The organism is Patiriisocius sp. 208BN25-11 (assembly GCF_058147145.1).
The window spans coordinates 330940-357818 of sequence record NZ_JBYVJY010000001.1; the positions used below are offsets into that span (position 1 = coordinate 330940).

The 26879-nt window shown below is 36.3% G+C and carries 22 protein-coding genes; 12 read left to right on the top strand and 10 right to left on the bottom strand.

Going from position 1 to position 26879, the window contains the following annotated elements:
* The first annotated feature begins 2 nt into the window (after positions 1-2).
* The 4 genes from mreC to rodA are packed head-to-tail and all read left to right on the top strand — an operon-like array spanning position 3 to position 4485.
* Positions 3-821 (top strand): rod shape-determining protein MreC, encoded by an 819-nt coding sequence (mreC, locus tag ACY2RS_RS01630; RefSeq protein WP_490096850.1) that lies wholly within the window; start codon positions 3-5, stop codon positions 819-821.
* Positions 811-1320: a rod shape-determining protein MreD gene (locus ACY2RS_RS01635; RefSeq protein ID WP_490096851.1), complete on the top strand. Its 510-nt coding sequence runs from the start codon at positions 811-813 to the stop codon at positions 1318-1320. The genes mreC and ACY2RS_RS01635 overlap by 11 nt, the downstream gene beginning before the upstream one ends.
* 37 nt (positions 1321-1357) lie before the next feature.
* On the top strand, positions 1358-3223 hold the full coding sequence (gene mrdA / locus ACY2RS_RS01640) for a penicillin-binding protein 2 (protein ID WP_490096852.1): 1866 nt from the start codon (positions 1358-1360) through the stop codon (positions 3221-3223).
* Positions 3223-4485: a rod shape-determining protein RodA gene (rodA, locus tag ACY2RS_RS01645; protein WP_490096853.1), complete on the top strand. Its 1263-nt coding sequence runs from the start codon at positions 3223-3225 to the stop codon at positions 4483-4485. Before mrdA ends, rodA begins: the two co-directional genes overlap by 1 nt.
* A 255-nt stretch (positions 4486-4740) precedes the next feature.
* Here the strand turns inward: rodA and ACY2RS_RS01650 are convergent, their stop codons facing one another.
* From ACY2RS_RS01650 to ACY2RS_RS01660, 3 genes are all read right to left on the bottom strand, one after another.
* Complete coding sequence (locus tag ACY2RS_RS01650; RefSeq protein ID WP_490096854.1) at positions 4741-5553, bottom strand: DNA/RNA non-specific endonuclease; 813 nt, start codon at positions 5551-5553, stop codon at positions 4741-4743.
* 5 nt (positions 5554-5558) lie between these two features.
* Entirely contained in the window at positions 5559-6596 is a 1038-nt protein-coding gene (locus ACY2RS_RS01655; protein WP_490097090.1) for an ABC transporter permease, read from the bottom strand.
* A gap of 147 nt (positions 6597-6743) precedes the next feature.
* The gene (locus ACY2RS_RS01660) at positions 6744-8912 is read right to left on the bottom strand and encodes a carboxy terminal-processing peptidase (RefSeq protein WP_490096855.1); all 2169 of its coding nucleotides are present in this window, start codon (positions 8910-8912) and stop codon (positions 6744-6746) included.
* A 169-nt stretch (positions 8913-9081) separates the two neighbouring features.
* Between ACY2RS_RS01660 and surE the strand changes: the two genes are divergently transcribed.
* Genes surE through ACY2RS_RS01685 form a run of 5 tightly spaced genes read left to right on the top strand, consistent with a single transcriptional unit; the run spans position 9082 to position 13919 of the window.
* Positions 9082-9858 (top strand): 5'/3'-nucleotidase SurE, encoded by a 777-nt coding sequence (gene surE, locus ACY2RS_RS01665; protein WP_490096856.1) that lies wholly within the window; start codon positions 9082-9084, stop codon positions 9856-9858.
* Positions 9859-10146 (top strand): hypothetical protein, encoded by a 288-nt coding sequence (locus tag ACY2RS_RS01670; RefSeq protein ID WP_490096857.1) that lies wholly within the window; start codon positions 9859-9861, stop codon positions 10144-10146. It abuts the gene before it with no gap.
* Between the two features lie 33 nt (positions 10147-10179).
* Entirely contained in the window at positions 10180-11292 is a 1113-nt protein-coding gene (gene lpxB / locus ACY2RS_RS01675) for a lipid-A-disaccharide synthase (RefSeq protein ID WP_490096858.1), read from the top strand.
* A 40-nt stretch (positions 11293-11332) separates the two neighbouring features.
* Positions 11333-11842: a C40 family peptidase gene (locus ACY2RS_RS01680; RefSeq protein WP_490096859.1), complete on the top strand. Its 510-nt coding sequence runs from the start codon at positions 11333-11335 to the stop codon at positions 11840-11842.
* Between the two features lie 55 nt (positions 11843-11897).
* Positions 11898-13919, top strand: coding sequence for a ComEC/Rec2 family competence protein (locus ACY2RS_RS01685; protein WP_490096860.1), 2022 nt, complete (start codon positions 11898-11900; stop codon positions 13917-13919).
* Positions 13920-13922: 3 nt separating this feature from the next.
* On the opposite strand, the gene ACY2RS_RS01690 is transcribed toward ACY2RS_RS01685, so the two are convergent.
* The 4 genes from ACY2RS_RS01690 to ACY2RS_RS01705 all read right to left on the bottom strand — a co-directional run bounded on the left by ACY2RS_RS01690 (position 13923) and on the right by ACY2RS_RS01705 (position 18914).
* On the bottom strand, positions 13923-14468 hold the full coding sequence (locus ACY2RS_RS01690) for a thioredoxin family protein (protein ID WP_490096861.1): 546 nt from the start codon (positions 14466-14468) through the stop codon (positions 13923-13925).
* A gap of 30 nt (positions 14469-14498) precedes the next feature.
* Positions 14499-15053, bottom strand: a complete 555-nt coding sequence (locus tag ACY2RS_RS01695) for a thioredoxin family protein (RefSeq protein ID WP_490096862.1) — start codon at positions 15051-15053, stop codon at positions 14499-14501.
* A gap of 64 nt (positions 15054-15117) precedes the next feature.
* Positions 15118-16707, bottom strand: coding sequence for a peptide MFS transporter (locus ACY2RS_RS01700; RefSeq protein WP_490096863.1), 1590 nt, complete (start codon positions 16705-16707; stop codon positions 15118-15120).
* A 26-nt stretch (positions 16708-16733) separates the two neighbouring features.
* Positions 16734-18914, bottom strand: coding sequence for a S9 family peptidase (locus tag ACY2RS_RS01705; RefSeq protein WP_490096864.1), 2181 nt, complete (start codon positions 18912-18914; stop codon positions 16734-16736).
* A 191-nt stretch (positions 18915-19105) separates the two neighbouring features.
* Here ACY2RS_RS01705 and ACY2RS_RS01710 point away from each other — a divergent pair, with 191 nt between their 5' ends.
* Positions 19106-20419 (top strand): hydroxymethylglutaryl-CoA reductase, degradative, encoded by a 1314-nt coding sequence (locus ACY2RS_RS01710; RefSeq protein WP_490096865.1) that lies wholly within the window; start codon positions 19106-19108, stop codon positions 20417-20419.
* Positions 20419-21327 (top strand): GYDIA family GHMP kinase, encoded by a 909-nt coding sequence (locus tag ACY2RS_RS01715; protein ID WP_490096866.1) that lies wholly within the window; start codon positions 20419-20421, stop codon positions 21325-21327. Before ACY2RS_RS01710 ends, ACY2RS_RS01715 begins: the two co-directional genes overlap by 1 nt.
* Before the next feature lie 61 nt (positions 21328-21388).
* Here the strand turns inward: ACY2RS_RS01715 and ACY2RS_RS01720 are convergent, their stop codons facing one another.
* A complete protein-coding gene (locus tag ACY2RS_RS01720; protein WP_490096867.1) occupies positions 21389-22117 on the bottom strand; it encodes a bacteriorhodopsin-like in 729 nt (242 codons plus the stop codon).
* 119 nt (positions 22118-22236) lie between these two features.
* Between ACY2RS_RS01720 and ACY2RS_RS01725 the strand changes: the two genes are divergently transcribed.
* Positions 22237-23130 (top strand): Brp/Blh family beta-carotene 15,15'-dioxygenase, encoded by an 894-nt coding sequence (locus ACY2RS_RS01725; RefSeq protein WP_490096868.1) that lies wholly within the window; start codon positions 22237-22239, stop codon positions 23128-23130.
* 34 nt (positions 23131-23164) lie between these two features.
* Here the strand turns inward: ACY2RS_RS01725 and ACY2RS_RS01730 are convergent, their stop codons facing one another.
* Complete coding sequence (locus ACY2RS_RS01730) at positions 23165-25288, bottom strand: SurA N-terminal domain-containing protein (protein WP_490096869.1); 2124 nt, start codon at positions 25286-25288, stop codon at positions 23165-23167.
* 179 nt (positions 25289-25467) lie between these two features.
* Positions 25468-26724 (bottom strand): hemolysin family protein, encoded by a 1257-nt coding sequence (locus ACY2RS_RS01735; protein ID WP_490096870.1) that lies wholly within the window; start codon positions 26722-26724, stop codon positions 25468-25470.
* Between the last annotated feature and the right edge of the window lie 155 nt (positions 26725-26879).

Genomic DNA, 26879 nt, shown 5'->3' on the forward strand with positions numbered 1-26879 from the left:
TCATGCAGCAAATAATTTCATTCTTCATTAAGAACAAAAATTTCCTGCTGTTTGCGTTTTTATTTTTTATTGGGTTTATACTTACGCTACAATCACATTCCTATCACAATAGCAAACTGGTAAGTTCTACCAATTTTTTTAGCGGTGGTATTTATAGCATAACGAATAACATTACTCAGTATTTCGATCTTAAAAAGCAAAATGAGTTTCTTGTAGAAGAAAATAGTAGGCTACGAGCACAGTTTGAAACCGCTAAAATTTCAGCAGGTATTCATACAGAAGATACGCTTTTAGTAAATAGTTTCAAATTTGTAGGAGCCCGGGTGATTAACAATGTGTATGCCAAAACAAATAACAGCATTACCATAGACAAAGGAAGCAGTGATAGTTTAACCATAGACATGGGTGTTATTACCTCAAGAGGTTTGGTGGGTATCACTAATAAAGTAAGCGCCAATTACGCAAGAGTGCAGTCTATTTTAAATAGCAATAGCCAAATCAATGCGCAACTTAAAAAAAGTAAGCATTTTGGATTTTTAACCTGGAATGCAAAAGACCCTAACATTGCGCAACTTGTAGAAATCCCAAAATTAGCCCCTGTAGCGAAAGGCGACACCATTATTACGGGAGGGAATTCTTCCATTTTTCCCAGAGGCATTTTAATTGGAACGGTAGCAGATTTCACCATTGGAGATGAAGACAGCTACACCATCGATGTGCAATTATTTAATGACATGACCAACCTAAGTCATGTATACGTTATTGAAAATCCAAACAAAGAAGAGATTGTTCAACTAGAAGCAGACGAAGATGCAGAATAATCAAATTGGAATCAATATCATTCGCTTTATTGGGCTGTTACTACTGCAGGTCATTGTACTAAATCACATTAATTTTTTAGGCTTTGTAAATCCATATTTATACCTCATCTTTATTTTATTATTTCCATTTGACGGCAATAAAACCCTCTTGATTTTTTTAGGCTTTTTATTGGGCTTAGGTATAGATATTTTCTCTAATTCTGGCGGGGTACATGCGGCTGCAAGTGTGTTTATAGCATTTATACGACCTGCAATTCTAAAATTCTCATTTGGAGTTAGTTACGAGTATAATGCAGTAAAACTTAACAAAGTCACCTTTACAGAACGTTTGCTGTATGTTACCCTCATGGTATTCTTGCATCACAGTGTATTATTTACCTTAGAAATTTTTAACACAGCACACATACTTCTTATCCTAAAATCTACGTTATTTTCTGGAGTATTTAGCGTGTTGCTGATACTATGTGTACTACTTTTGTTTCGAAAGAAAGAAAATTAAATAATCCCTTTTTGAAGGGGTGCTGCTGAAATTTTAGATGAGAAAATTTTTATTGCTTTTCATTGTACTAATAACTGGGTTCGTTTTTGCCGGCAGACTTTTCTATCTTCAAATTTACGATACTTCTTTTGCAAAACTTTCTGAAAATAATGCTGTAAAAACGGTCTACGATTTTCCACAACGCGGCTATATTTTTGATAGAAATGGAACACTTTTGGTCCAAAATCAGCCTTCGTATGATGTGATGGTTATTCCAAGAGAAGTCAAAGAAATGGATACTTTGGAATTTTGCGATTTACTTAAAATTTCAAAAGAACAATTTAAAGAAAAACTACGTGCGGCGAGACGCTATTCTCCTCGATTGGCATCTCCAGTAATTCCGCAACTCACCAAAGAAGAATACGCTGCGCTTTCAGAAAAGATGCACAAATACGATGGCTTTTTTATTCAAAAGAGATCGCTACGTGATTATGAAATTACCCACTCTGCAAATGTATTAGGCTACATACGTGAAGTAGATCAAAACATCATCAATAAAAATCCCGCCTATGAGATGGGAGAAATTATTGGTATGACCGGTATTGAAAAACAATACGAAGAAATTCTAAGAGGTACCAAAGGAGTTAAGTACATTCAGAAAGACCGATTTAATAAAGATATTGGCGCTTACAAGGATGGTATTTTTGACACCCTTCCAGAACGCGGAAAAGACATTACACTTACCATAGATGCAGCTTTACAAGCCTACGGCGAGCAACTATTCACAAACAAACGAGGTGGTATTGTAGCATTAGAACCAAAGACAGGTGAAATATTATCGCTCGTTACTGCGCCGTATTATGATCCAGGTTTATTGGTAGGAAGAGAGCGTTCAAAAAACTTTACAAAACTCTATTATGACACCATAGCAATTCCATTATTTGACCGAGGACTTAAGGCTGAATACCCACCAGGATCCCCCTTCAAGACACTTACAGCACTTATCGCCATGCAAGAGGATGTGGTAGATATTAATGAGAAAATCTCTTGTAGAGGTGGGTATTATTATGGAAAAAGAGGACGTAAACTAGGCTGTCATGCGCACCGTAGTCCGTTAGACATGCAAGGAGGAATTGCCAAATCTTGTAATGCCTATTTCTGTACGGTGTATCGAAGAGTGATTGAAAAATACGAAACTCCTCAAAAGGGAATCGATAACTGGCGTAACCATTTGGTGAGTTTTGGATTAGGAAATTACATGGGCTATGATTTACCTGTAGGAAGTCGAGGAAAAATACCAAGCTCCAAAACCTACAATGCAAAATACCCCACCAATAATTGGTATGCCACTGCCACTATCTCTAACGCTATTGGTCAAGGAGAGGTATTATTAACCCCAATACAAATGGCAAATTTCACTTCGGCCATAGCAAATAAAGGCTGGTGGGTTCGTCCGCACATTATAAAAGAAATTCAAGATTATGATACCATTCCAAGTGTATATACTCAAAGAAATATAACCTCCATAGACCCCAAACATTTTGATCCTGTTATAGAAGGGATGCACGAAGTATACACTGACGGTACCGCTACTTTTTTACAAATTCCCGGAATCGACATTTGTGGTAAGACAGGTACGGCAGAAAATTTCAGAAAAATAGATGGCAGCGTAAAACAATTAACAGACCACTCTGTGTTTGTAGCCTTTGCGCCCAAAGACGATCCTAAAATTGCCATTGCTGTATTTGTTGAAAATGGATACTGGGGAGCACGATGGGCAGGAAGAATTGCCAGCCTTATGATCGAAAAATATATCAAAGGAGAAATTACGAGAAAAGACATGGAAGCCTATGTTTTAAATGGTAGTCTAGAAGAAGAATATGCCAAACCCTATTCGGGAGAACCATTTAAAATAAATCAATAATGTCACTAGGAAAAAGCACCCTCAAATTTGATTGGATTACCATGTTATTGTTTTTAGCATTGGTAACTATTGGCTGGATTAACATCTACTCTGCTTCTTTGAGCGATGACACTACCGTCTTTTTTGATATCACTCAGATTTACATAAGACAGTTATTATTTATCGTATTAAGTATTGGTTTGGTCATTTTTATTTTGGCCATAGACGCCAAGTTCTATGAACGCTTTTCCAGTATTATTTATATCATATCCTTAGTCTCTTTGTTAGGGCTCTTCCTATTTGGAAAAAACATTAATGGAGCAACCTCTTGGTATAACTTTGGGAGTTTTGGATTACAACCTAGTGAATTTGCAAAAGCGGCAACTGCTTTGGCCTTATCGAAGTATGTAAGTGACATACAAACCAACATGGATACGTTTAAAGACCAATTAAAAGCATTCTTAATCTTAGCGCTTCCAGCAATTTTCATCGTACCACAACCAGATCCTGGAAGCGCGCTTATCTATGCCGCATTTATATTTCCGCTCTATCGAGAGGGGCTTCACTTTGTGTACTTATTATTAGGATTCTTCGCGGCTGCATTATTTGTTGGAACACTACTCATAGGAGCACCCTGGGTAGCATTGATCGTGGCTGTTATTGCTGCTGGCATCTACCTCAAGAATAAAAAGCAAAAACGCAAACCGAGTTTGTTTAAATACGCTACCATTGCGGTAGCCTGTGTCGGATTTGCATTTTCTGTTAGTTATATATTTAACAATGTTTTTGAGCAACGCCATAGAGACCGTTTCAATATTGTTTTAGGGAAAGAAACCGATTCCAAAGGGATTGGCTACAATACCAACCAAAGTGAAATTGCCATTGGTAGTGGTGGTTGGTTTGGGAAAGGTTGGACAGAAGGTACACAAACCAAAGGTGATTTTGTACCAGAACAACATACCGATTATATTTTTAGTACGGTAGGTGAAGAATGGGGATTTATTGGTAGCCTAGGAGTAGTCCTTTTATTTGTGTTCTTAATTGTTCGGGTGCTAGTCCTTGCCGAACGGCAAAAGAATCAGTTTTCTCGAGTCTACGGCTATAGCGTTGCTGCTATTATTTTCTTTCACTTTTTCGTGAATGTAGGAATGGTAACGGGTCTTTTCCCAACCGTCGGAATACCACTCCCCTTCTTTAGCTACGGAGGCTCCGGACTATGGGGCTTCACCATCCTACTCTTTATTTTTGTGAGACTGGATGCTTCAAATTATTACTATACGTAACCATTGGGGTGGCGAGCACTACTATTTTGTAATTTTTTTTAGCACAAAATATAGTGCGAAGGCGTAGTTAGAACTCAACTTTTTTTTTGTGAGACTGGATGCTTCAAATTATTATTATACGTAACCATTGGGGTGGCGAGCACTATTATTTTGTAATTTTTTCAGTACAAAATATAGTGCGAAGGCGTTTAGAAAACCCAAACTTTATTTTTGTGAGACTGGGTGCATCAAATTATTATAATTGGTTTTTAAAAGCTATTCCCAAAATTTCATATCCTTTGATGCTTCAAGTTTGTTTTCAACGGCATCTGGTAAATCAGGAAAAAAGTCAATACCTGTTTTTGCTTCAATAGCATCTACAGTAGTTGCGTATTTATAAAATGAGTCTTTTGTCTCTTTATTTGGAATCAAAAAAGCCGCAACTTTATAACGCCCTTTTGAGCGATCTACCACAATTTTATAGAACTCTTGCGGCACAGACACTCTTTCTTCCCCAATGGTTTTGAGCCCATTTTTTAAAACACCTCCAGTTATCACAAAAACATCATCATACCTTCCAGCCCAATAGCGCACTTTTTGTTCTAAACTATTCCAAATACCAGCATTAAAACCATGTATTTGTGGACTAATATTACTGGTCAAAAAAGTTTCGAAATACGCGTTGTAATCATACCCTCGATCGCCTGCTGGGCACAAATGACCACGATCATATCCGCTCTTTTTATAATTACGCCAATCTGCAGATTTTGTTTTCACATCCCTATCTTCTATAAAGTAGGGTCGCTTAAAATTGTTTTTTTTAATGTGTTTTTCTTGTAAAGAATAAGCAACCCACTCTGCTTGCTCATGCTTTTCTGAATAAGACAAGGTGTAACTGTTATGTGCAACAATAGCTCCGGTTGTTGAGGATGGTAATAAGGAAACATCAAATTCTTTGGAGTTCTCAACCTTGGCTTCTTTAGTAGTCTCAGGATATTCTTTGATCGACTCTTCTCCTGCTTCTTTCAAGTAATACAAAACAACAGTAACAATAACTACAGCAATGGGATATATGTATTTTCTTTTCATTGTTTTTAATTTTTCACATCCAATGCATCTCTTAATGCATTCCCCACCAACATAAAGGCAGTCACCAAACTCATAATAGCTAATCCAGGAATAATGGCCAAATAGGGTTTGCCAAGTACGATATAACTATAATGATCTTTTATAATTCCTCCCCAACTAGGCATGGGTGGTTGGGCGCCAATTCCTAAAAAGCTGAGTCCGCTTTCTATTAAAATAGCTCCTGCAAAATTGGCGGCACTAATTATTATAACAGGTGCCATAATATTGGGTAATATATGTTTGGTGATAATTCTGTAATCTGTAAACCCTAGCGCTCTTGCTGCGGTTACATATTGCATTTCTTTTACACTTAACACCTGCCCTCTCACGACTCTTGCCACCTCAACCCACATGGTTAAACCTACCGCAATAAACACTTGCCAAAACCCTTTACCAAGCGCCAATGTAATGGCAATAACTAACAATAAGGTAGGAATAGACCATGTAACATTAATAATCCACATAATCACCGCATCCACTTTTCCTCCAAAATAACCAGCTATCGCGCCCATGCTAATTCCAATAAGCAAGGAGATAAATACAGCCACAAAACCAATAGCCAAAGAAATACGAATCCCAATAAGCATCCTGCTTAATAAATCACGTCCGTACTTATCGGTGCCGAGTATAAATTTTTGTTCTGAAATATAAGTACTCGCAATTTGGTTAGGATGTGAAGCTTTTGGAAATTGAGATAGTACGAACTCTTTTTGAAGTCCAGATCCGTCTTCGGTATATTCAGAAATCAAAATCCCCGAGTCGGTAACTTCATAGTCACTCAAAGGAATTTCTGTATTGGCATTCTTATTTCCGAAGAAAAAAGTATACAAACCATTTTGCTTATCAACAGCAATAGGTATTGTTAACATTTGCACCCTAAAACCAGGCTGTTTAGAGTGAATAGACAAATGCATTTGGTTGGCATTGGCACTATCGTCTGGTGCCAATGCGTAGGCAAAGACAGCAACACATACACATACGATCAAGAAACTTACAGAGAGCATTCCCCAGAAGTTTTTACGAAACTTTTGAAAGGCTATTTGTGATAATGATGTGGCTTTTTTCACATCGTAAATGTAGCAAAACTTAGGCACAAAAAAACCTGCTATTCTAGTTTTACAATAGCAGGTTTTAAGAGATATTTTGAATGTTTAATTTTTAATCTTAGCTACTTTTCCGTTTTTGATGTTCGCTAATTTTAAATCTTGTAACACGTTGATAGCTTCATCTACATACACATCTTTCGTTAAGCTTTTATGCCATCTTTTACGTTTTTCACTAAGAGTAGTATCCTGACGCATTAAGTCTAGTTCTCCTGGGAGTGATCTGTAACTTAACTTGTTGTCGTATTCGTCTAAAGCATCAAATTTCTTGATGTCTTCTTTGTTTTGAGAAATCTCTTCACTGTATTTTGTTAAGTTGAGTGTTACATCCATTTGGTCACGACGTTTCTTGATGTATCGCGCGTTTTCTTCAATTAATTTTAATTGATTGCTCATAGCAATACGCTTTTTACTTTTCTCAATCGTAGCCTCATAATCCATATATCCATCCCAAACTTCGTAGTCAGCTGGAGATATCTTATCGTAAGGTAGCGGATTGTCATAATCGCGTTCTCCTACATCAAAGTAGCTATAGCGATCTGGCATTACCACATCACTTTTTACACCTTCTAATTGTGTAGAACCACCATTTACTCTGTAGAATTTTTGAGTCGTTAACTTTAATGCTCCCATATCTCCTTGGTCGTTGTTACGCAACCATTGGTTAAGATCTACTACATTTTGAACCGTTCCTTTTCCGTAGGTTTGCGTGCTGCCAATGATAATGGCTCTTTTATAATCCTGCATTGCGGCTGCTAATATTTCCGAAGCAGAAGCAGAAAGCTCATTCACTAAAATTACCAAGGGACCATCCCAGATAACAGCATCGTCTTTATCTTCTAGCACTTCTTTTTCATCGCCACTACTTGCAACTTGCACCACCGGACCTTCTTTAATAAACAAACCGGCAATATCTACAGCAGTACGTAAAGATCCACCTCCATTATCACGAAGATCTAAAACCAAGCCTTCAATGCCTTCTTTTTTAAGTTCTAAAATTTCTTTTTTAATATCTGTAGCTGCATTACGCTCTTTGTAGTTCTGCATATTGAAATAAAATGCCGGAAGGTTGATTAAACCGTAGCTTTTTTCTTCTTTACCAATCACTGTAGATTTTGCATAAGTTTCTTCAAGCTCTACTACATCGCGCTTGATAATTTCCTCACGAATAGAACCATCTACTCCTTTCACGGTAAGAATCACTTTAGATCCTTTTGGGCCTTTTATTAATTTTACAGCATCATCGATACGCATACCTACGATGCTTACAGCCTCTACTTCATCTTCTTGTTTTACTTTCAATAAAATATCGCCAACTTCGATGTGCTCTCCACGCCAAGCAGGTCCTCCACTAATGACTTCCATCACATTGATGTAGTCGTTCTTCTTTTGAAGTCTTGCTCCAATACCTTCAAGCTTTCCAGACATACGCTGATCGAAACGATCTCTATCGGGTGGTGCCATGTAATTGGTGTGCGGATCAAACTGCTCTACAATAGTTGTCAAGAAAATAGCGAAGTAATCTTTACGTTCTAAGTCATCTGTGAAATCGAAATACTCGTCAAGACTCGTACGTGTTGTTTTTCTAGATTTTTCTTCAAGCTCCTTCTCTGTTAAATCTTCATTTCCTGTGGCAATGTACTCTTTCCCTTCTTTTGCCGCCTCCATTTTACGAATCTCAACAGATCCCTTTTCTTCTAATAAGTCGTAGAAATTTGAGATGGTAGAAAATTTAAGTTGTTGTCTCCAACGGGCTTGCAATTCTTTTTTGGTGGTTGCGTAAGTAGATTTATCGTAATCTACATTAATGGTTTCGTCTATGGTATAATCGAATGGCCTGTCTAATGCCTTTTGATACATTTTTTTAGACTCATCCATACGTAACATTAAACGCTCGTATACAAAATTGAAAAAAGACAAATCTTTTACTTTAATTTGATCATCGATAGTCTCTTTATACTTCTCAAACTCGTCGATATCGCTTTGTAAGAAATAGCGTTTAATAGGATCTACACCCTCAATAAACTTGTCGTACACAGCTACAGAAAAAGCATCATCTAAATCTGCTGCATCATAGTGCCATTTATCAAGTACATAAGTCACTAAGTCTACTAATAACTTATCCTTCTCCGGGTCATCAAAACTTTTGGTTGTAAAGCTGCACGATGCTGCTGCTACAAAAACAGCCAACAAAAGCACTTTAAAATTCTTTTTCATCAATTGCATAGAATATTCTTTTATAAGATTGCTAAAAATATATAAAAAACCGTGCCACGCCTCTTTATAAGTGCTATTTTTTTGTTAATGGAAGCAAAAAAAATGTTATTTCTTCTAGGTTCCATGATACAATTAATAACTGTATTTTTGTGAGACAAACATTGTTTATATGAGTTCAAAAAAGCCGCTAATTTTAGTTACTAACGACGATGGTATTACCGCTCCTGGTATACGAACACTCATAGAAGTCATGAACACCTTTGGAAACGTAGTGGTTGTTGCGCCGGATGCACCACAAAGCGCCATGGGTCATGCCATAACTATTAACGACACACTCTACTGTAATAGTATTAAAGTAGCCAAAGATGCACCACAAAAAGAGTACAGCTGTAGTGGTACGCCTGTAGATTGTGTTAAGATTGCCATCAACGAGCTCTTAGATAGAAAACCAGACTTGTGTGTGAGTGGCGTAAATCACGGCAGTAACTCTTCTATTAATGTTATTTATAGTGGCACCATGAGTGCCGCAGTAGAAGCTGGTACCGTAGGTATCCCTTCTATTGGTTTTTCATTATTAGATTACTCCTTAGACGCAGATTTTGAACCTGCAAAAAAATACATTAAACTCATGGTGGAGCAATGTCTTAAACAAGGTTTGCCCAATGGAGTGGTCTTAAATGTAAACATCCCAAAACTTCCTGAAAGTGAAATTAAGGGAGTAAAAGTGTGTAGACAAGCTAATGCGTATTGGCAAGAAAATTTTGACAAACGTACAAGTCCGTTAGGACGCGATTATTACTGGCTTACTGGCGAATTCATCAACAAAGACAAAGGCGAAGATACAGATGAGTGGGCACTAGCAAATGGCTATGTATCTGTGGTACCAGTGCAGTTCGATTTAACTGCACACCATGCCATAAAAGACATTAATACTTGGGACATATAAATGAAAAAAGAAATTGGAATAGGATTTATAACCGGAATTATAGCGAATGCTGTTGGTATTTTGATTTGCTTAGGCATTGTATCATTCATAAAAGGCACTAACATTTCAGAAACACTAGACTTTTATATTAAAAGTGGTAGTTTTTGGACCGTGTTAACGTTGGGTGCTTTGCCAAATCTTGCGGCCTTTTTTGGCTTCCTAAAATACGATCGAGAGTACAGAGCCAGAGGGGTTGTTCTCGCTACATTTATTGCTGCCATTGCCGCATATGTCATATATTTTAATTAATTTTTATTGCTGAAATTTTAGCACAACACACCTATGAAGTATTACATCATTGCAGGAGAAGCTTCGGGAGATTTGCATGGCGCCAATCTCATGAAAGCACTCAAAGCCAAAGACCCAGATGCCACTTTTAGGTTTTGGGGTGGTGATTTAATGCAAGAACAAGGAGGCACCTTAGTGAAGCACTATCGAGATCTTGCCTTTATGGGTTTTATTGAAGTGCTATTTAATTTAAGAACCATTCTTAAAAATATTAGCCTTTGTAAAAAAGACATCCTCGAGTACCAGCCCGATGCGCTTATTTTTATAGATTACCCAGGATTTAATTTACGTATTGCCAAATGGGCAAAACAAGAAAAAATTAATACACAGTATTATATATCACCTCAAATTTGGGCATGGAAAGAAGGTAGAATTAAAGACATTAAAAGAGATGTTGATGCCATGTACGTGATTCTTCCTTTTGAGAAGGATTTCTACGAGGACAAACATCAATTTCCTGTTCATTTTGTAGGACACCCGCTCATTGATGCAATTGCAAATAGAGCCCTTATAGACCCCAAAACATTTGCAGAAATACATGGTCTTGATGACAGACCCATTATTGCATTACTCCCGGGAAGTAGAAAACAAGAAATTTCTAAGATGCTTTCTGTAATGCTATCGGTCACAGATCAATTTTCTGACTACCAGTTTGTCATTGCGGGAGCGCCGAGTCAAGATGCTTCTTTTTATGAGCCATTTATCAAAAAGCAAAATGTACACTTACTGCTCAATAAAACCTATGATTTATTATCGGTTGCCCATGCTGCACTAGTTACCTCGGGAACTGCAACCTTAGAGACTGCATTATTTAAAGTTCCACAAGTTGTTTGTTATAAAGGAAATGCTATTTCTGTAGCCATTGCTAGACGTGTTATTAATCTTAAATATATTTCGCTAGTCAATCTTATACTAGACAAAGAAGTAGTGACTGAGCTCATTCAAGGGGAGTTTAATACAATCCAGCTCGCAAAAGAGTTGAACAAATTACTGGATGACTACCACAGAGCCAGCCTCTTTTTAGAGTATTATGATTTAGAGCAAAAATTAGGAGGAAAAGGCGCTAGCGAGAAAACGGCTCAATTAATTGTTGACGCTGTAAAATAAATATTCTACATTTAGGGTTTAAACTTACAAACCACCCCAAATGGCTAAGTATTTTACAATTTTATGTTTCGCTTTTTTTATCATTTCCTGTGGAGGATCAAAAAAAACGACTTCCTCAAAAAGAACCGCAAAAACTAGCACACGTGTTTCTAATTCTTCCAACCGTGGAGCCTCTAGTTCTATTGTAGACTATGCCAAAACCTTTCAAGGAACCCGTTATAAATTTGGCGGTACTACCAAAAACGGAATGGATTGCTCTGGATTAGTCTATGTGTCATTTCAGCAAGAAGGCATTCAACTACCCCGCGTTTCAAGAGACATGGCAAAAAGAGGAAAGCGCATCACCACAAGCAAAGCTAACGCAGGTGATTTGGTTTTTTTTAGAACCAACAAAAACAGCAATCAAATTAATCATGTAGGCTTGGTGGTTTCAAACTCTGGAGGTACGCTTAAATTTATACACTCCAGCTCTTCTAAAGGCGTTATTATTTCTTCTCTGGAAGAACGCTATTGGAAAAGTGCTTTTGTAGAAGCGCGTAGTATCTTGTAATTTTTTAGTATTTTTAAAGTGACTCCCAAAGTTATAGGTACACTACACCTATACATTGAAATACATAAACCCTATTATCATCCTTATTGCCATAGCACTTGCTAGTGGTATTTTACTTGGTTTTTATAGTGCTGAAATACTCCTGCCTTTACTACCATTTGTTTGTTTAGGGCTTTTGCTTTTGGGCATTTTATGGTTGCTACAACGTAAAAAATTGTTCAATACACTTTGGTTTGGCTGTATTTTATTTTTCTTTTTTATAAGTATGGGTTGCTTTCTATACCAACGCACACTGCCGCAATTTCAAACAAATCATTACAGTCATATAGCAGCTACTAACACTCCTTTTATACAGCTTCGTATCACAGAAGTTTTAAAACCAAGTAGGTATCATCAAAAATACGTGGCAAATATTTCGGCAGTAAATGGACAACCAAAAAAAGGGAAGGTCCTTTTAAACATTACAAAAGATAGTGTTTCAAAAGCGCTATCTATAGACACAAAACTGTTATTTCAATCACCTTTTAAAAAAGTAAATCCACCTAAAAACCCCTTTCAATTTAACTATGCTAACTATTTACAGAAGCAAGGCATATATCATCAAATCTTTATTTCTTCTTCGGAAATTTTAAAAAGTGACACCCATGATCGTTCCCTTAAAGGCATGGCTGAAGATTTCAGAAACCAATGCATTGCCAAATTGGAAGCAAGTACTATACAACAAAGAGAACTCGCTATCATTGAAGCCTTAGTATTAGGACAAAAACGAAACATAGATAAACAACAATACGAAACCTATGCTAATGCAGGAGCCATACACATATTAGCAGTTTCTGGATTGCATGTGGGCATTTTTTATGCAGTATTGCTTTTCCTTTTTTCTCGGGTTAAAAAATTTAAAAGAGGAGCGCTTGTACAAAGTATTTGTATTGTAGTTTGCTTATGGGGATATGCCGTTTTAACTGGATTATCACCCTCTGTCTCTAGAGCTGTGACTATGTTTAGCTTTTTTGCAATCGCAAAATCGCTTCATAGAAAAACAAGCACGATCAATACCTTAAGTCTCTCGTTTATTAGCTTGTTGCTTTACAATCCTTTATTTCTCTTTCATGTAGGATTTCAATTAAGTTATTTGGCGGTGTTTGCCATTTTAATGCTACAACCCAAACTCTCCTCTTATTATACTCCAAAGACCAAACTAGGCACCTTGATTTGGAATACTAGTACCGTAACCTTGGCGGCACAAATAGGACTGGCTCCTTTAAGCATGTATTACTTCCATCAATTTCCAGGCTTATTTTTTATTACCAATATTGTTGTACTTCCCTTATTAGGTAGCATTTTGGGGATAGGTATTTTAGTTGTTGTTCTTGCGTATTGCTCTGTACTCCCAGACATTATAGCTGTATGTTATGGACATACTATTAAGATGCTTAATAATTTCATTTCATGGATTGCAGCACAAGATGCTTTTCTATTTACTGAAATTTCATTTTCAATGGAACTTTTACTCGCTAGCTATGCTTGTCTTATTGCTAGTGTGCTTCTTTGGTATCGGTGGAACTATAACAATCTAAGACTATGGTTGTTTAGTGTCTGTGGTATTATACTCATCCTGACTTTAGAACAAAGGTACAGGAAGCCTTCTCGACTCGTTATATTTCAGCAACACAAACAAAGCTTAGTTGCCGTACAAGAGCAAGAAAAACTTACGGTTTTGTATAGTGACTCACTATCTTCTAGAAATCGTAACGTACTTTCGGATTTTAAAACAGGAACCGGTTGTAAGAACATTTCCGAAGAAAAAATCCCGCAATTGTTTCGGTATGGAGATACCCAAATTTTGGTTTTAGATAGTATTGCGATGTATCCGACAACCCTTAAAAATCCAATGGTGGTTTTAACACAAAGTACCAAAGTCAATCTCGCGCGATTTATAGACAGCATACAGCCGCATTATATTATTGCAGATGGAAGTAACTATAAAAGCTATGTAGCACGGTGGAAAGAAACCTGTGCGCAAAAAAATATCCCCTTCCATAGTACCTATGAAAAGGGAGCTTTTATATGGGAGTAAGCACTATTTACTTTTAAAAGTACTCTTAAAATTTTCTTGATATGCCTGCCATTTTTCCCCAGTTGTAACTTCTTTATAATCGTCACTGGCAATCATTTTTAAAAACAACTCTAGCTGTTCTGGTGTTTTATATCCTGGCACTGCTTGGATAAGGGAGCCGTCACTTTCAAAAAACACCAGACTCGGATAGCCTTGTAGTTTCAAAGCATCTGCAAAAAAATGTGTAGCGTTTCTACCACGTCTACCCTCTCTATAATTTGGATTGGTATAGGTAAAGTCTTCAAAAGTTACGGGCTCTTGTCCTTCTGCGTTGAACTTTACAGCGTAGTAATGTTCATTTATATAGGCAATCACATCTGGATTGCTAAAAGTGTTCTTATCTAATAATTTACAAGGACCACACCAGGTAGTATACACATCCATAAAGATTTTTTTGGGCGTTTCTTTTTGAGCGGCCAATGCTTCGTTCATCGTCATCCACTCAATTTTTTGAGCAGACAAAATTGTTGTAGCTAAAAGAAACGTTAGGAAAAGGAATATTGTTTTCATAAGTAATACGTCGTTTATGAGCCTTAGAACTTACTCTATAAAAGCAGGTTTGAAGTTCTCTGCATAACTATTAAATTCGTCTTGCGTTTTTAAGTTTAGATACTCACCCGATGCAAATAACTTTAAGTATAGTTCTAGTTGTTGCGGCGTTCTATAACTTTTTACGGTGGTTAGCAATTCTCCTTTTTGGTTTAAAAAAGCAAGTGTTGGATAGGCTCTAATCCCTAAGTGTCTAGCAAATTGGTGCTGAAAATTTCTACGCATAGCTTTTGCAGGATCGAAGCTTGGATTTTCATAGGATGCACCCATGTAACTTACTGGCTCTTGTCCTTCTGCATTAAATTTTACAGGATAGTAATGCTCGTTTATATAGGCAATCACATCTGGATTGCTAAAGGTGTTTCTGTCTAGCATTTTACAAGGACCACACCAGTTGGTGTACATATCTATAAAGATTAGTTTAGGGGTTGCATCTTGCGCTTGTGCTGCTAAGGCATCGTTCATGGACATCCAATTAATCTCCTTTTGAGCACTTGCTGTAGCCATTGTAAGCAACGTAATACATAGTAAAAGTATTTTTTTCATAATTTAGTATAAACAAAAAACGTTCCAAAATATGGAACGTTTTTTATATGTATTAATTGTATTCTTAACGCACACCGTGCATCATTTTAAGTAATGTTTTATTAAGTATAAGCATTACTACCCCCGCACCTATAGGTATTAATGTAAATATCATAAAGAAATAGGCAAGTCCTTTTTCTTCTAGAATTGGATCCATATAACTTCCTGTAATACCGGCTGCTGTATTAGCAATAAAGTTCGCTACGAACCACACACCAAACATCAAACCAACCAATTTAACTGGAGCTAATTTACTTACATATGAAAGTCCTACAGGAGACACACATAATTCTCCAAGGGTATGGAATAAATATGCAAAAACTAAGAACATCATACTCACTGAAGCAGTTTTAGCACCTAATGGAATTGACATTGAACCGTAAGCCAAAATTCCAAATCCTAATCCTAATAAAATTAACCCAATAGCAAATTTTACTGGACCAGAAGGATTGAGCTTACTTTGCCATAGTTTAGAAAATAAGGGAGCAAAAGCAATAATAAAAAAGGAATTTAAAATCCCGAACCAAGATGCTTTAACTTCTGCGACATCAGCGTTGAATTCTCTTACTAACATCCAAATTACAATTCCCCAAATGATAACAAAACTAGTTCCTAATAAAAAATTAGACAATGCATATTTTGCAAAGGTTTGTTTGAATAACATACCAAGTACCCATGTAATAATTAACATTGGAACAACGGTGAGCACCGTATTAAATATCTTAAATGTAAGTGCGCCGCTTCCTTCTAATATTCTGTCTGTGTAATCTGCAGCAAATATTGTCATAGAACCTCCGGCTTGTTCAAATGCCCACCAAAAAAAGATCGTAAAGAAAGCTAGAATTCCAATTACAATCAATCTATCTCTTGTAACCTTGTCAGATTTAGCATCTTCTACTGTATCTTCAATAGCATCTTTTGTCTCTTCTAAAGAGTTTTCAATAGCATCGTCAAAATCTGTTGTTTTTTGAGGAGAAAGTCCAATACGACCAAATATTTCCTGAGCAAAATAAAATTGTAACATTCCAAAGAACATAAAAATTCCTGCAAGTCCAAATCCATAATGCCAACCAACAGATTCACCTATATATCCACATAGTAAAATACCTAAAAAGGCACCTGCATTAATCCCCATATAGAAAATAGTATACCCAGCATCTTTTTCTTTTCCTTGATTTAAATATAACTGACCTACCATTGAAGAAATATTCGGCTTAAACAAACCGTTACCAATAATTAATAAACCAAGACCAATATAGAAAAACGGATCTGAAAATACTTCCAAAGCCATAGATGCATGTCCAAGTGTCATTAATAAGGCACCTATTACAACCGCATTTCGATATCCAGTAAGTTTATCGGCAATGAGACCTCCAAAAATAGGTGTAATGTATACCAAACCTGTGTACCAAGCATATAAAACTAAAGCTTCAGAACGTTCCCAGCCCCAACCTTCATCTAGTACTGAAGATACTAAGAAAAGTACCAAAAGTGCACGCATCCCGTAGTAAGAGAAGCGCTCCCACATTTCTGTAAAGAACAATACAAATAAACCAGACGGATGCCCGAGTACTGTTTTTTGGTTCGTTTCTGAACCTCCAAATTTAAATTCCATAGTAGTGATTATTAATTAGTAATTGATTATAAGTTCTTTTTAATGAAATTGGTCATTTTAGTGTACAAGTGTAACCTTGTATTACCTCCATAGATCCCGTGATTCTTATCTGGGTAAATAGCCCACTCAAAGTCTTTATTAGCTTGAACCAGCGCTTCTACCAAACGCGTAGTGTTTTGCACATGTACATTGTCATCTGCACTACCGTGCACCAATAAGAAATCTCCTTTTAAGTTGTCTACGTGCGTCATTGGAGAATTAGTATCGTATCCTCCTGCATTTTCTTGTGGTGTGGTCATGTAACGTTCTGTGTAGATGGTGTCATAGAATCTCCAGCTAGTAACAGGTGCCACTGCAATTGCCATCGAGAAGGTATCTGCCCCTTGAAACAAACAGTTACTCGACATAAAACCGCCATAACTCCAACCCCAAATTCCAATACGATTGGCGTCTATATATGATCTGGCTCCTAATTGCTTGGCAGCTTCTATTTGATCTTGCACTTCGTACTTTCCTAATTCTAACTGTGTTACTTTCTTAAAATCACGGCCTTTTAATCCGGTCCCTCTACCATCTACACACACTACAATATAACCTTGTTGGGCTAACATTTGGTGCCAGTAATCGTTACTTCCGTTCCAACGGTTGGCAACATTTTGAGAACCTGGACCAGAATATTGATACATAAACAATGGGTATTGCTTACTCGCATCAAAATCTAAGGGCTTGATGGTATACATGTTTAATTCATTACCATTTACTGTAATGGTAGAAAACTCTTTTGGAGATAATTTATAACCCGCTACCTTTGTTGCTAAGGATGTATTGTCTTTTATATCTTTTACGAGACTTCCCGTTTTTGCATCATGTAACGTATACACACTTGGCGAAGTTGCACTTTGATATGTGTTGATAAAGTAGGTGTAGTCTGCACTAAATGAAGCACTATTCGTTCCTTCTTTAGCTGCTAGCGATTTTTTATTGTTTCCATCTACACCAACACTGTACACACCTCGATTGATACTTCCATTCTCAGAGCTTTGATAAAACACCGTTTCACTTTTTGGATCGTAGCCATAATAATTGGTAACCTCCCAAGCACCTTTGGTGATTTGGTTTTTCAATTTTCCATTTTTATTAAAATGATAAATATGATTCCAACCATCACGCTCACTGGTCCAAATAAAGCTATTGTCATCAAAAAATGTAAGGTTGTCGGTAATGTCTACATACGCATCATCTTTTTCTTGTCGCACCAAAGAAGTACTATTTTTACGTGCATCTACAAAAATAAGATCTACTACATTTTGCTTTCTGTTGGTCGTTTGTACACTCAATACATTAGCATCTTTGGTCCACTTAATTCTAGGAATGTAGTAATTGTTGTACTTTGATAAATCTACATCACTGGTTTCTTTGCTTCCTACATCATACAAGTGCAAACTTACCCTTGCATTAGGATCTCCCGCTTTTGGGTATTTAAATACCTGCTGACTCGGATATAAGTCGGTACCATACACATCCATAGAAAAACGAGGTACTTCACTTTCGTCAAATTTAATGTAGCCAATTTTAGTTCCATCTTTGTTCCAGTCGAATGCACGTACAAAGGCAAATTCTTCTTCGTACACCCAGTCGGTAATACCATTAATGATACTGTTTTTTAAACCATCATTTGTGATTTGTGTGGTAGTGCCCGAGACAAGGTTTTTAATGTATAAGTTGTTATTGTATCCGTATGCTACTTTTGTTCCTGAAGCATTTAAAACAGGCTCTTGAATTTTATTTTCAGAAACCAAAGTTGCCGTTTTTGTTTTGGTATCATACACATAAAAGGTTCCTAAAGAAGAACGTCTATAAATCTGCTCTAGATCTGTTGCTAGTAGCAATTTGGATTCGTCATCGCTAAATGTGTAGGTCAAAAAATAATTGACACCCTCAATATCTTTTGAAGACACTAAAGTTCTTACTTTGTCACCACTTTTATAATCGTATACATCTACGGTAGAAGAACTAGATCGTCTGTTGTAATTTAGCACTGCATATTCTTTTCCATTTTTCAAGGAACGTAATTCATCTAAACCTTGGGTTCTAAAGGCGCCACTCCATATTTCTTCTAATGTAATATCTTTTTGTTGCGCCGTAAGGGTAGTACTAATAGTGATGAGAAGAAGTAGTATAGAACGGCCGAGGATTGTAGTATTCAATGTGTTAAATTTTTGTTATCACAAGTTTAATAAAATTATATGAAACGAGCGGCTTTTTTGCTGTTAAATACGAGGGAAAAGGACTTGTAAAACCCTTAAAACATATGAATATTTTTAAAAATTCCGAAGCACACCTTTTTCTGCTACATCGTTTGCTTTATACTATCTTTGTATTTTAAAATTACAATAGTATGTCAAATCCCATTTCAGGATTTTCAAAACTCTCTAAGACTCAAAAGATTTCGTGGCTTACACAAACCTACTTTGGTGGAGACCATACAGCTACCCAAGTATTAGAAACCTATTGGAATAGTGATATAGCGCTACAAAAATTGCACGACGACTTTATAGAGAACACCATTTCTAATTATTATTTACCGCTTGGGGTTGCCCCAAATTTTTTGATAAATGATACCCTCTACACCATCCCCATGGTCATTGAGGAGAGCTCTGTGGTTGCAGCTGCTAGTAATGCTGCCAAATTTTGGCTAGACAAGGGCGGTTTTAAAGCAGAAGTCTTAAGTACGACTAAAAACGGACAAGTTCATTTTAATTTCTTCGGAAATGTTAGTGACATGGAATCTTTTTTCGAGTTTGTGAAACCCAAACTAACAAACAGTATTCAAGCCGTTGCTACCAATATGAAGAAACGAGGTGGCGGTTTGTTAGATATTACCCTAGTGAATGCAACCGAAACATTAGAAGGTTTTTATCAATTACACTGCACGTTTGAAACATTAGACGCGATGGGTGCTAACTTCATAAACACTTGCCTGGAAACCTTTGCAAAAACTTTTGAAAACGAAGCTAAAACTTATCCTGCATTTACCACTACTAATACCTACCCTGAGGTGGTGATGAGTATTTTATCCAACTACGTACCAGAATGTTTGGTGCGTGCCTCGGTATCCTGCCCAGTAGACCAACTAGCACAACCCAACATAACAGGCCAGGCATTTGCAGAAAAAATAGTACGCGCCATTGCTATTGCCAAAGCAACTCCTAGAAGAGCGGTAACACATAACAAAGGCATTATGAATGGTATTGACGCTGTCATTTTAGCAACAGGAAACGACTTTAGAGCAGTCGAAGCTGGCGTACATGCATATGCAGCAAAAGAAGGAAACTATAGTAGTCTTACGCATGCTAGCATAGAAAATGAAACCTTTACCATGTGGATAGAACTTCCATTAGCATTAGGAACTGTAGGAGGGCTCACCTCATTACATCCTTTGGTGCGCTTTGCTTTTGATTTGCTTCAAAAACCAAATGCCAAAGAATTAATGCAGCTTGTTGCCGTTGCTGGATTGGCTCAAAACTTTGCGGCGCTGCGCTCTTTAGTCACTACAGGGATTCAAAAGGGGCACATGAAAATGCACTTAATGAATATCTTAAATGGCGTGAATGCTACCGATACAGAGAAAGAAGCTGTTGTCGCTCATTTTACCGAAAATCAAGTATCGCATAGTGCTGTTATTTCATTTGTAGAACAACTAAGAAGCTAGTGAGTATATCCAAAACATATTATAGCAATGGTAAATTATTGCTTACTGGCGAATATGTCGTATTAGATGGAGCTACTGCGCTAGCTATCCCAACAAAATATGGACAATCGCTTACAGTTTCAGAAACCAACAAGAATACCATACAATGGACCAGCAAAGATGTTACTAACAATATTTGGTTTGAAACCGAGATACATCTTGACACACTAAAGCCAATTACACCCTGTACCATTTCAGAAACACTCTGTAACATATTACAAACTGCTAGAAAACATAATGCTTCATTTCTAAGAAACACGAATGGTCTTTTGGTGACAACACAGTTGGATTTCCCAAGAGACTGGGGATTGGGAACCTCATCAACCCTTGTCAACAACATTGCACAATGGGCAAAGATAGACGCCTTTAGTTTATTACATGAAAGCTTTGGAGGTAGTGGTTACGACATTGCTGCGGCACAGCACGACAGTCCTATTTTTTACACTAGGACTACTACAGATCCTATCGTGAAGCCCTGCACCCTATCTTGGGATTTTAAGGAACAGTTGTTTTTTGTGCACCTCAACCAAAAACAAGACAGTAAAAAAGGGATTGCTTCCTATAAAACAAAAGAAAAAGACCCTGTGCTTATCGAAACTATTACTGACTACAGCAAGAAACTTTTACTGTGTTATTCACTTCGAGATTTTGAAAGACTTTTAAATGCACACGAACAAATAATTGCTACACATTTAGCGCAACCTACAATAAAAGAAACCTTATTCCCAACCTACAAAAACACTATCAAAAGTCTTGGAGCTTGGGGTGGTGATTTTGTATTGGTAACAGGAAGTGAAAGTGATATGGAATATTTCAGAAACAAAGGATATACTGCAATTATCCCTTTTAACGATATGATACTGAAATAATAATCAGTTTTATTAAAACAAAAAAAACCCTCAGAAAGAGGGCTTTTTCTATTTTTAAGATTTAAGCGTTAGCTCTTTGTTGTATTGCTAAGTTATATATAACTAAACCAAATCCAATTTTATTGATAGCATCTGCAATGTTATATAAAACATCGATATTTAATCCACCAAAAATACCTTCATACCATCCAGGTGTTCCTGCCATATACCCAACTGGATAGATTGCCCAACCAACAAGCACAAACCAGCATAGAATTTTATGTGATTTTAGGATAGATCCTCCCGCTTGTTTTGCAAGCTTCGCCGCGCCTCCAAGCCATATCTCATAAACGATTACAAAATATGCAATTCCAGAAGCAAGACCCCATAACCATGCGTTGTCTCTGTCTACTGCTTCTCCAAAATAACCAGTTACCAACATGATAACAGATAAAATGATTAATTTCCACATGAGGCTCTTTTTAGCACCAGCTATTTTAAGGATTAAATAGAACTCTACGCACATAAGAGGTACCGTCAATACCCAATCTACATACCTAAAGAAGGTAGGTGATTCTAGGTTAGAGAACCAATAATCTCTCATATACCAGTAATGTACTGCTGCAATAAAAGTTATTAAACCCGATACTAAAATGGATGTTTTCCATTTTTTATCGAAGTCGTTCATTGAAAAGAAGAAAAAGGCAGATGCGGCCATCATAGCCATTGCACCTACAAAAAAAGTGAAACCTACATAATCATTTGGTAATAATTTAGGTATCAAAGCGATGGTTTGTGTAACTTGTTCCATAATAATGTTTAGTTTTTTAGTTTAAATGTTGAACAAAAGTAGATAATGAAATAAACCTGTTATCTTAACATAATCACAAATTTTTATCACCATTATTAATATTTTAATAATTTTAACACATGAGAAATAAGAATATATTAATAATTTTAACATTTTTCTGCTTGTGGCTTACCAGCTACGTGCCTAATGACTTGCAAAATTACATTGCATTATTTTTTATTTTCACACTTGGAATTTTACATGGAAGTAATGACATTTCTATTGTACAAAAGTTAAGCACTGATAAAGAAAATGTAAGTATCCTAATACCTTTAATTACTTATGTAGTTGTTGTTTTTTCAGCTTCAATACTATTCTATTTCTCATCAATGTTAGCGCTAATCTTGTTTGTTTTTTTTAGCGCATATCATTTTGGAGAACAACAGTACCACAAAACACTTTTACTAAAAAAGTTTTTAAAAGAAGCTGTTTATGTATCATACGGTGCATTTGTTGTGCTGTTATTACTATATTTAAATAAAGAAGAAGTAGCAGATATTACAAATCAAATGGCAACTATTATTATCTCAAATAGCTGGTATTTCATTTTAATTACAGCATCTTTTGTAACATATCTAGCACTTGTACTATATGCATACCATAAAAAGATAATACAACTAAATTTTATAGGAAATGAACTGGTGTTACTTTTTGTATTTACGTTAGTTTTTCAAATCTCAAATCTGCTTTGGAGTTTTAGCATTTATTTTATTTTATGGCATAGCATCCCATCGATTTTTGAACAACTTGATTATTTGCACAAAGAGGTTTCTATGCGTGCTTTTATGAAATATCTGAAAACCTCTTTTCTTATATGGCTTATTTCTATTTTGGGAATTGGTCTATTCTTATTTTACTTTAAAGATAATAAATCCCTTTTCTTACCTATACTGTTCTCATTTTTAGGTGCAATTACATTTGCACATTCGTTCGTTATCTCAAAAATGTTCAAAAAAAAATCGCTTACTAAGTAGTAAGCGATTTTTCTGAATTAAATCTTTTAAAAGACTAGAAGAAGTTTGCTCTGTTGTCTTCAATTTCTGCAGCATTCTTTAATGCTTGGAACACCTTAGTGTTTACCGTTGGCGTAGCTGCATTGTTTAATTGATTTGCATAGGTTGCATAATTCTCTAATGCAGGTGCATTATTTACAGCAGTAACACGAACTTTAAACACTCCTTTTTCTCCAGCGATAACACCAGTAGATTCACCAGCAGCTTTTGCAAATGCAGCTCCAACTACTGTTGGCTCTGCTCCAGCACCAGGGATGGTTGGTGCTGCCATGGTAATAGCTGTAGCTGTTTGAACAGTAACACCATTGTTAGTTGCAATAGTACTTAAATCATCACCACTCATAGTGGCTTTGATTTTTTCTGCCTTTTTCTCGTTTCTGATTTTTGGAGTAACCAATGCAGAAGCTTCAGCAACACTCATTAATCCCTTAGGACTCTTACGTGTTAATTGTACAATTACATATCCGTCAGGTATGCTAAAACGTTTCACATCTCCAACGTTAGAATCTTCTTCAAAAGCCCAGTTGATAATGCTACGGTTATTTCCAATTCCCGGGATGTTTGCATCAAGCTCTCCAATTTTGTTAACAGGTTTTGTAGACAAGCCTTGTTCTTTCACAACTTCTGTGAAATCTCCTTTTTGAGAAGCCAATTCAAATTTAGATGCCATAGCAAATACTTCATTTAATGTTTTCTCTGAAGCTTCCACCTCTTTTGTTACAGTAGCAATTTTAATGGCTCTCTGCATGTTTTTCTGTTCTTGTACTTCAACAACGTGGTATCCAAAATCAGTTTCAACTACTCCAATTTCACCAGTCTTGTTATTAAACAGGAAATCGTTAAAGGTTGGCACCATTTTCCCTGGACCAGAGAATCCTAAATCCCCACCTTTTTCACTGTTTGATGTATCGTCAGACAGTGTTTTAGCTAAGTCTTCAAATTTACTCGGACTTCTTTTTACAACTGCATTGATACTATCTGCCAATGCTTTTGCAGCTTCTTTAGAACGTGTAATTGCATCTGAAGCTCTAAAAGATCCTTGGTATCTAATTAAGATATGTCTAGACTGAACTGAGTCTGGCATTTGCTTTTCGGCAACAATTTTTGAAATATTATTGGTATTGTCCAATTTATAAGGACCATATACACTTCCTACTGCTGTAGCAAAGATGCTGTCGGATATTGCATCTGGAAGATCGCTTTTAAAGAAATATCTATCTTGAAAAGGCACATCACTATAATCATTTACAAACTCTTGGTAGTTTGTTGTATTCCTTAATCCTTTTACAGTTTCAGTAGCTTTGATACTTGAGTTATATTCTTCGCGATCGTTTAATAGACTTGCTATCTCTGCTTCTGCTTCTGTAATATCTGCTGCAGAGGGCTCTTCAGCAAAAGATATATATTGAATATCTACTTGAGGCTCAACTTCAAAATCTGTTGCATTTTTTCTGATATAAGCTTCAATCTCAGCGTCTGTAACCGTTACTTCTGTATCAGGAATTTTTGTGTACGGCACATACACATATTGCATGTTGATTTTATCATTTTCAAAACGGTATTGTTGTTCACCTTCACTCAAGGTGCTTCTCATACCTGCTTTAATCAAGTTGTAGTATGTTGTTTGTAAAGCACTCCCTTTTAGGTTGTTTTCAAAAACTAACCATTGTTGGTATGCAGTAGGATTATTTACTCTAACGTTAGCAACATATTCCTGCATTTTAAGTTCACTATAGTTTCCATTTTCATCTTGAAAAACTTCATTTCCTGCCAATGCTGAACGAAATGAATCTCCTAATTGTTCTGCATTTGCCACTAAACCTAAAGCATCGTATTGCTGTTGTTGTAGTACATTTCTTAACTCACGATCCCAAACTAAATTCATTGCTTGCGCAGTTGAACCATTCTGACCAAGGTTACGCTGCGTAGTCTCAACTTGCTTCATAAAAGTATCACGTGTAAGTGATTCTCCATTTACAGTTCCTACCGTCGTTAATGATTTTTCTGAAGAAAAACCACCATTACGTATTACATCTGCAAGGATGAATGAGAAAAGAGCCAATGCTATAATGATGATAAGGAAGAATCCTCTTTTTCGAATGCTATTTAATATTGCCATCTGTCATTTATAATTTAAGATCCCTCTACATGTAAGGATCACATTAATTTAGTGGGCGAAAATACCATTTTCCCTGCACTAATAAAATAGTTTTGGCTAAAAAAATTACAGTAAAAGAGGTTGGGTATGTATTCTGAAATAAGAAGCGATATAATTAGGTTCAGTCTACAAAAATTTAGCTATCCTTCTGCCCCTGAAGACTTCAATGAAACAAGGTCAATTTTAGTATTTGAGACCTCTAAAATTTCTATGATATACCCATCAATGAAAACGGTTTCTCCAGCTTCAGGAATTCCTTCTGTAAAGCTCACAATCATTCCTCCAAGCGTTTCGTAGTGCTCTGCTTCTGGCAATGATAACTTATACGTTTCATTCAAATAATCTACTTCAAGCCTTGCCGAAAATGTATATTGGTTTTCACCAAGCACTTCTTCGGTTAATGCAATACTATCGTGCTCATCTTCTATTTCTCCAAAGAGTTCTTCGATGATATCTTCTACAGTAATGATTCCGCTTGTGCCCCCATACTCATCGATCACAATAGCAATACTCTTGTGTTTTTTACTCAAAATATTAAGTACATCTTTTGCAAGCATTGTTTCTGGAACAAATACAACAGGCATCAATACATCTTCTATTGTAGTTGGTTTTTTAAACAACTCAAAAGAATGCACATACCCTACAACATCATCTATATTCTCTTTAAATACAATGATTTTAGAAAGACCAGTATCTGTAAATTGCCTATTAAGTTCTTTGATCTCTGTTGAAATATCGACTGCTACAACTTCTGTTCTAGGAATCATGACTTCTCGAGATTTTATATCTGAAAAATCTAATGCGTTTTGAAATATTTGTATTTCAGAATCTATTTCATCTTCAGTCTCTACCGTTTCCATTTGCTCGCTAATGTAATTCCCTAACTCAATTTTACTGAAACTGAGTTGCACTTTGTCCCCATCTGTTTTAAAAACATATTTAAGCACCAAGTCGGAAATCCAAATAACAAATTCTGAAATAAATGTAAAAAGCAGGTAAAAAAAATAGGCTGGAACAGCAAAGACCTTCACCAAATCGTTAGCATAGATCTGAAAAAACACTTTGGGTAAAAACTCTGCTGTTAGTAAAATAACCAGGGTAGAAACTAGCGTTTGGACTAGTAGCCCACTGGGTCCAACTAATGGAATGTATTCCATTAAAAGGTCTCCCATAAAAAATCCATATATCACCAATGCTATATTATTTCCAATAAGCATGGTAGCGATAAACTTTGAAGATCTTTTTGTAATTCTCTTAAGAATTGTAGCTAAAAAACCTTGCTGTTTCTTCTCTATTTCAATATGTATCTTATTAGAAGACACGTAAGCTATTTCCATCCCCGAAAAGAAAGCAGAAAAGATAAGCGACAATACAATGATAAGAAGCTGGTATTCCAATGCTGGTTTGTTTAATACATCAAAGATAGGGAATGTGCTTGAAATTGATCCCGAAGATTCGGGAGAAATCGAAATATGTTACAGAATAAAAGTATTCAGTGCTCAGTGGCAGTTGGCAGTGAGATGATTTGAAAATACAACTTTGAAACTTTACA